This is a genomic window from Rubritalea tangerina (genome assembly GCF_042683245.1).
Taxonomy (GTDB): Bacteria; Verrucomicrobiota; Verrucomicrobiia; order Verrucomicrobiales; family Akkermansiaceae; genus Rubritalea; species Rubritalea tangerina.
This window is the reverse complement of the sequence record NZ_JBHUJB010000053.1, coordinates 1-6326: the sequence shown is the minus strand read 5'-3', so window position 1 is coordinate 6326 and position 6326 is coordinate 1. Positions and strand designations below refer to the sequence as shown.

Annotated in this window: 8 protein-coding genes; 3 read left to right on the top strand and 5 right to left on the bottom strand. The window is 47.3% G+C overall.

The window, feature by feature from the left end; all coding sequences use genetic code 11:
• Nucleotides 1-206: 206 nt before the first annotated feature.
• Nucleotides 207-1649 (top strand): fibronectin type III domain-containing protein, encoded by a 1443-nt coding sequence (locus ACFSW8_RS12985; protein WP_377088633.1) that lies wholly within the window; start codon nucleotides 207-209, stop codon nucleotides 1647-1649.
• Between the two features lie 132 nt (nucleotides 1650-1781).
• Here the strand turns inward: ACFSW8_RS12985 and ACFSW8_RS12980 are convergent, their stop codons facing one another.
• The 3 genes from ACFSW8_RS12980 to ACFSW8_RS12970 form a co-directional block, all read right to left on the bottom strand.
• Nucleotides 1782-2111 carry a hypothetical protein gene (locus ACFSW8_RS12980; RefSeq protein ID WP_377088631.1) on the bottom strand — a complete coding sequence of 110 codons (330 nt, stop codon included), beginning with the start codon at nucleotides 2109-2111 and terminating at the stop codon, nucleotides 1782-1784.
• Between the two features lie 182 nt (nucleotides 2112-2293).
• Nucleotides 2294-2893 (bottom strand): PEP-CTERM sorting domain-containing protein, encoded by a 600-nt coding sequence (locus ACFSW8_RS12975; protein WP_377088630.1) that lies wholly within the window; start codon nucleotides 2891-2893, stop codon nucleotides 2294-2296.
• A gap of 132 nt (nucleotides 2894-3025) precedes the next feature.
• A complete protein-coding gene (locus ACFSW8_RS12970) occupies nucleotides 3026-3199 on the bottom strand; it encodes a hypothetical protein (protein WP_377178444.1) in 174 nt (57 codons plus the stop codon).
• Between the two features lie 283 nt (nucleotides 3200-3482).
• Here ACFSW8_RS12970 and ACFSW8_RS12965 point away from each other — a divergent pair, with 283 nt between their 5' ends.
• Both ACFSW8_RS12965 and ACFSW8_RS12960 read left to right on the top strand, forming a co-directional pair.
• Entirely contained in the window at nucleotides 3483-3860 is a 378-nt protein-coding gene (locus tag ACFSW8_RS12965; protein ID WP_377178442.1) for a hypothetical protein, read from the top strand.
• 143 nt (nucleotides 3861-4003) lie between these two features.
• A complete protein-coding gene (locus tag ACFSW8_RS12960) occupies nucleotides 4004-4282 on the top strand; it encodes a PEP-CTERM sorting domain-containing protein (RefSeq protein ID WP_377088626.1) in 279 nt (92 codons plus the stop codon).
• 259 nt (nucleotides 4283-4541) lie between these two features.
• Here the strand turns inward: ACFSW8_RS12960 and ACFSW8_RS12955 are convergent, their stop codons facing one another.
• Together ACFSW8_RS12955 and ACFSW8_RS12950 are read right to left on the bottom strand one after the other, a co-directional pair.
• Nucleotides 4542-5375 (bottom strand): hypothetical protein, encoded by an 834-nt coding sequence (locus tag ACFSW8_RS12955; protein ID WP_377178440.1) that lies wholly within the window; start codon nucleotides 5373-5375, stop codon nucleotides 4542-4544.
• A 164-nt stretch (nucleotides 5376-5539) separates the two neighbouring features.
• The gene (locus tag ACFSW8_RS12950; RefSeq protein WP_377178438.1) at nucleotides 5540-5842 is read right to left on the bottom strand and encodes a hypothetical protein; all 303 of its coding nucleotides are present in this window, start codon (nucleotides 5840-5842) and stop codon (nucleotides 5540-5542) included.
• Nucleotides 5843-6326: the final 484 nt, after the last annotated feature.

The window sequence follows — 6326 nt, the reverse complement described above, 5'->3', positions numbered from 1 at the left end:
AGCCTATCCGACTTTTCCTGACTACTTTAAAACACCGAAAAACCGCTTAAGTCCGTGCCATTCGTGACAGACCCTCAGCACATAATATAAGAGCACATTCCGCTCGCTTTACCATCCGCTGGTTCACTGGAGGTTCCCCAGCGGACCTGGCCCTAGAATACGGAACTAGCAGCGCCTTTGGTTCCTCAGAACAAATAGCCGTAGGTGTGTCCCCTAGAGCCAATGGTTATACGACCTATCATACCCTAGAAAATCTTCTCCCTGATACCACCTATTACCTCAGAGCTAAGGCCTCAAGCGCCCTAGGAACGACTGTCGGTGGGGTTGTCACATTCAAAACTACCCAGATAGCCCAACCTTTCAACATCACGGCCACAGATGTTGTGACGAACTCAGCCTACCTCAGAGGACAAATTCAAGACGAAGCCGCAGGTCAAACCGTACGTTTTGAATGGGGGCTCGACACCTCCTATGGAAGCAGCGGAAACGCCTATGCCAGCGGTCGCATTTATAGCACCTATGTCAGTGGCCTTCTTCCCTCTACAACATACCACTACCGTATGATCACTACCGGTGATGGCATCACCCAGTACAGTGAAGACTTCACCTTTACCACGGCTCCCTCCCCAACCCCACCTGAGCTCTCAGAGCATTTCTCTGTCTACAGGATTACCGCCTTCGGGGCTACCCTCTGGATCGATACTGTCAGTGCCCCATCCAATATTGTCTTCGAATACGGAACCTCAGAAAGCCTCGGCCAATCACTCGGATACAAGGCTCCTGTCACCAATAACCTATTCTACAAAAGTGTCACAGTCGATCTTACCGACCTCCAACCAGACACAACATACTTCTACCGGGTCAAAGCCACAAATAACCAAGGCACAACAACCAGCTCAATAAAGTCGTTCAAGACCCTCATTCCTCCAGCAATCATTGCTAAAGAGGCTGAAGAGATACTAGGCAAATCCGCAACGCTCATGGGAGAAATCGACCCTAACAAGCATCTCCTCGAGACGAGCTTCGAATACGGACTCACTGAAGCCCTCGGCAGTTCAGTAGATACCTCCACCCCCATTGTTGATGGAGAGAATAGCAAAGACATCGCAGTCGCTCTCTCAGACTTACAGCCAAATACCACCTATCACTATAGAGTCGCAGCAATTGACGTTAGAGGCCGTAAACACGCTGGGCCTATCAGAACCGTCACAACCATGGAGCTCATCAAAGCGTGGCGACAACTCCACTATGGTACCACTGAGAACACTGGCGATGCTGCTGACTTGGCTAGCCCCTATGGAGATGGTGTTCCGAACCTCATCAAGTATGCTCTCGGCCTAGCCCCACAAGACCGGATGACTCCTCTCGACCCTCGCATCAAACAAGGTGATCCTGCTAAATTGGGCATCACTTTCACCAGAGATCCTCTCAAGCGAGACCTCATCTATATTGTTGAAGCCAGTAGCACGCTCACCGAACCTTGGGAAGTCATCGCCACCAGCTCTCATGGAGCTTCGACATCAGGCTCAGGTGATATCTCAGAAACGATAAACCCCGACAGCAATATTTCAGTCGAAGTCAAAGACTCCCAAGCGATACAAAACAACAATAAGCGCTTCATGCGCCTCAGGGTCGAGCGCAGTAATTAAATAGAGTTCCCATCCCCCCCCTAGCCCACTTAGTAAGGCTCTCAACACGCCCTCCTCTGTAGCCTGTAAGAGAGAAGTCAAGTCGCCGCCCTAGACGAGATCTTTCCCCTAATGGGGCAGAACATGACTCACCTACATCTTTGGCCTCTTAAAAAGTAAGAGAAGCTGGGAACTACTGTGGCTTTTCACTGAGCTCACAAGATTCCAGCCATCCGCTCCCATCTCATTCGCCCTCGCTGTAATAGCCTCGGCCTCTCTGTCATTGCCCGAACTATACGGGACGTGTACAGCCTTGTATTCCCACACCACCTTGCGCGTTTGCTTCGCTCTCCGCTCTCTAGCAGCCTCTTTCGTCTGCTGCGATCCCTCAACCGCAGGCTTCTCTGCATTTTGCGCGTAAACGACAGGTGTCAACAAAACTGCTGAGACACAGAACAACGGGAGTTTGAGTAGTGGTTTCATGTTTTAAGGAGGTAAATATGAGGAGTTGAAACAATTTATAACAAATTGATGAATAGTTAGATCTAACCATTCCCCTACTCATTCTGTCAATCTATTTCGATGACTCCCCCCAGCCCCAAGCCTAGAACAAAAACCTCCTCCAGCAGCCGTACGAGCCACATCGCCTCATAGGCCTGCCGAGCCTAGCGTCTGCGACGGAGTAATGTAACCACCCCACCGAATCCAAGAAGCAGAGTGGTAGTGGGCTCAGGTACCGTTACCACGGAGATGGCACTGAAACCGCTTCCACCATTCGCAGGAGCGTACGCGATCGCTGCACCAGCCAAACCTTCAATTGCTGCCTCAAATGCCGCTGCACCTGCATAAGAAACAGTCGATGAAGTACCCTCGATCGTTACCGCAGCATTGCCACTGGCATCCGTGTTCACTACGAGCACCATGCTGGGATTAGGTCCAGTGAAGAGGTTCGCCTGTGTGCCTGAGAGTACAGCCCCAGAGCTAACAGTAAACAAGCCCGAGAGGTCAGTGTAAGTATACGTATCTGGTGTGCCCAAAAGCTGCCACGTAATATCTGCAGCACCCCAAGATGTCCCACCAGTGACTCCTGTGTCAGTCCCCGTGGCATACAGCGTTTTGGCCACTGGATTTAAATGGAGAGTCAATGCAGCATCTGCAGCTCCGGTAAAAGCGCCTAGAGCCACCAGTGTCGTCGTTAGGCCTAGGCCCTTCTTCTTGGACTCGGATCTCAATACTTCTAACTTTTGGGGGCGCACTTTCTTCATATTTAATTGCTGCTGATTTCTGAGACAGCTCATAAAGCCAATCGACAAAAATGACAACAAACAATCTCCCCCTCCCATCAAACACACTAACTGAGAGCGAGATACCCCCCACAAACTACCGAAAAAATAGCTTTAGGCATTCCCCTTTTTACGCGCTTCATACGCCTTGCGCTCCTTCTTCGTCATCAGGTCGCAACCACAGGATCCACAACACGAATACCGCTTCAGAGCGACGTATCCACGCCAAACGGCGAATAAAACCAGCAGAACGATGGAAGAAGCGATGAGAATAGTTTGAGGATCCATAATCAAATAAGTAGTGTAGCTAAGGTGAGTAGGCCCCCATAGTAACGCCATTCCCCTCAGATGCAAATTTTGAGAACAACGAATCACCCCCCATCGATAAAACACCAAGCTTATCTCCCGCACCCGCGAGACCCAGCGGAGGCGATGCCTTATTCCTCCCTCAAGGTCCATCAGTTGGCCTCATAGATCTTCACGACTCACTCAAAGCTTTAAATCTATCAATCTCGGGGAAAAGCACACCCTCTTGACTGACCTCACACATTGATTTAATCGCCGCGCTAGTATGAAAGCTAAATTCTCTCCATCCCATCAGCGACAGACACTTCTCACTCTCACTCTTGTATCACTGACAACGGTAACATGTCTACAGGCTGTAACACCATTCTACACACTAGATTTCGAGGAGGGTGACGAAAGTGGTTACCAACTATTTGACGATGCTAATCTCACAATAGCTAAGGACCACATCACAGGCGTGCATGATAGAATTGTCAGAACTTCAGCTACAGCCGACGGATATTTCGATTTAACCCCTACTGGCAACAACAGCCATTTCATTGCCCTTGAAGATTTGGATGCCAACGATGTCCAATATTCTTCTGGAGAAGGCTTCCTTTCCATCACAGACATAGATATCAGCGGAGCTGTTGGAATAACCTAGCCTTTGATGTCGCGTTCTCTAATGGTATTCTTGGCCGCTATGATGCAAACCGTACTTTAGAGCTGGATTACCAAATTGATGGAGGAGGCTACCAAACAGCCATCCGCTTTCTAGGACGCCAAGAAGTGGGTAACTCACTCTTCATGGGACGTGATAGTAACCTAAACGGCTTCCTAGATGGCGATGAAACCCTTGATAACAACTTGTTCGACCAAGCCTTCCAAACAGTGAATAAAGATATCGCAGAAGCTGGAGCGACTATGGACATCCGCGTACGCTTTCTCAGTAACGGCTCACACGAAGAAATGAACTTCGACAACATTACGGTGAGTGCTGTTACTATGGTTCCTGAGCCAAGCACCGTTTCGTCACTTGGCTTAGCCGCTACATTTATGCTACTCCGCCGCCGGCGTAAGGCATAAAATAGAGCGGACGGAAATACATAACCGCCTCCCAAAGCAAATAAGGCGATCCATCCAATGGTCGCCTTTCTTTAGTTCCAAGGACAAACTCTATCTCGCCAAATCCCACTTCACAGACCACAGATAGAAAGTATCCAATACAAACACCGCGATGATGAGTGCTGAAACTACACTCATTGCGATAGAAACCTAATAATTACCTCCCTTCACGGCAAGACACCAAGATAAATCAGTCAATGAAGGAATGTTATAGATACTTTTATCGAGTCCCCTCTGGATCCGGATAGAAATTAGGCTGTACGATGTAATAAGCGCTTTCCCATTTAGGCCACTTATAATTTCCTCCTGAGGAAGCAAATGTAGACCCAAACTCTAACCTCATCTCTACCGTATCTCGATGCATAAATTGCTCGTATGAGTCTGAGATATCGGTCCACACATCCAGATCGGTTGATCTAAACACCTTAAAATTAATTCCAGGTATCGTTGTATCAATGTCGGTAACAGTACCATGGAAAATATATAAGGGATGTGGACTCCATTGTGTGAAACGAATTGGAGAGAGGTTGATACAGTGTGAATATTCACTCGATGTCAGCTGATGAATATCGCCCGACAATAGAACCTGTGCATTATCCTTGTAGTATGAAATCTGAATACTACTAGATTCATATTTATTCAAATCAGCTAAACGAGGTATGGAAATTGATTGTGGATAGGCTGAGTTGTTGTCAACCATTGTGATTGAAAGCTCCATTTCCTTTCCGCTTAGCTTCTCTTTCAAACCACCGATGGCGCGATCACTTTCATCGAGCTCCATCAATTTCATTTGCAGCTTAAAGAGAGTTCCGATCTCAGTCCAAATGTGGTTCCTGGCAAGCTGGTTAATACCAGGGAGAGCATAGGTTTCATCACCTATTTCTACAAATGATGCTACGATAGCATTCATATAGTACCCCTCTTGTTCTATTGGGTCATGTTCTCCACCGGAGATAGATGTGTCGTAAATCGCAGTTATCGTAAAAGGGTCTCCTTCGTATTTATTTTCTGGATCATTTTGAACAGTATCAATAGTGCCCGATGCCTCGAGCACAATGTACTCGGCACGCACTAAGGTGCTACAGAGAAGACTTAGAAATAGCAAAACACGCAACATGCTGAACTCCTAAGAGGTCACCGAAATAAAGCAATAGGTGAGATCAAAAACCTCATGCATTTGAGTCACCACACGCCGCCCAAGCAGGCTGACTTGATGGCTTATTCCCCCTTCAGCTTCGCGACTTCTAACTTAAGTTTTTCAAGCTCTAGTTCTTTGATGGAGTCGTCTATTTTCTGCACGCCGTTCTGCCATTTTGAAAAGCCGTAGAGTGAAGTACCTGTGCCCAACATCGTAATCACCACTAGGATCCATTTAAATCCCTTCCGATCTTCACCAATCACTTCAATTTGCCTCAGAGCAGACGCCACCACCGGTGAGTCGTTGGCGTTCGCAAAGTCGGGGTCTCGCTGGTGCACCGCTTCCACATCTTTGGCCATTTGGTGGATGCGCGCATTGTTCATTCGGTTCAGTTGAATCGATCCAATGATGCAGAGACCATTATAGTCAGGTCAGAGATCGCATCAAACCTATACACAGTATCCGGTACACTCTGGATCATTTAAGCCCTTGGCATTACCGGCCAGGTGGTAGTTAAGACCTAAAAAGTATCAATATTTCGTCATTCTGTAACCATATTTTACAGTACTTTGGGGTAATAGAGCTGCATGGTAGATTAAACCTAACAAATATAATACGGTAACTTAAAAAAATTGTTCCTACACTCCCCTAAATTGAGTAGAGGTTCGTCATATGAACAGCATTGCTACAGTGTCGGGTGTGCCTATCACCACCGTTTTCTCTCAATATTGCAACAATAAATACACTATCAACAGAACCTACCAAAGAAAGCTGGTATGGAGTGTTGAAGAAAAAGCTAAATTGAGCTTCCCCAAAATCCTAGGCAGGGGGTGTCCTAATTCATTAATATGAACCAAGGACAAACCA